Origin of the sequence: Synechococcus sp. H55.11 (assembly GCF_047462475.1) — a bacterium.
GTDB lineage: Bacteria > Cyanobacteriota > Cyanobacteriia > Thermostichales > Thermostichaceae > Thermostichus.
The window spans coordinates 1-663 of record NZ_JANSJI010000307.1; the positions used below are offsets into that span (position 1 = coordinate 1).

Here is a 663-nt window from a genome sequence, read left to right on the forward strand (position 1 = left end):
TGGGTGCTCGTAGGAATGAGTAGCGACATAGTCGGCAATTTCTCGGAGGACTTGTTCCGTCTGGTCCAATACCTGGTCATTGGTAAAGCGCAGAACGGCAAAGCCATGTTTGCGCAGGATTTCCTCCCGCAAACGGTCGCGTTCCTGCTGAGTGGGTTCGCGGTGCACGCCCTCATCTATCTCGATGATTAGACGGGCGTCGTCACAGAAAAAGTCGGCGATGAATTGTCCAATCGGGTGTTGACGACGGAACTTCCGGCCTAACAGCCGACGGTCACGCAAAAATTCCCATAGCAAGCCTTCGGCGGTAGTCGCCTCGCGGCGTAACTGCCGTGCTCTGGCAATCAGTTCCCGGCTGGCTTCAGGCAATTTGTACTCCCCTTCTCCTGCTGGGTGGGAGAAGGAATCCGGGGATGAGGGCCATCCCCCCTCGCCCGCCACGTGGGAGAGAGGGTTAGGGGGTGAGGGCACAAACACATTCCCCACCAGCCGATACCCCTTCGCCTCCAGCTCCGTGCGGGTGCGGAAGAGGTGGGAGTCGGAAGACATGTTGAAAAGTCCTTGCTTAAACTGAACGCCCCAGGGGTTGCCCCCCGCGCCCCCGGCCGCCGCGGGGCCCTGGGGCTGTGTATGTGGGGGCCGGGGGGGGGCACAAAGGGGGGG

1 protein-coding gene is annotated in these 663 nt (G+C 61.1%); it reads right to left on the reverse strand.

Annotation, left to right across the window (positions count from 1 at the left end):
• A partial coding sequence (locus NW853_RS12185) for an endonuclease domain-containing protein (protein ID WP_414349136.1) occupies positions 1-549 on the reverse strand: 549 nt, incomplete at its 3' end.
• Positions 550-663: the final 114 nt, after the last annotated feature.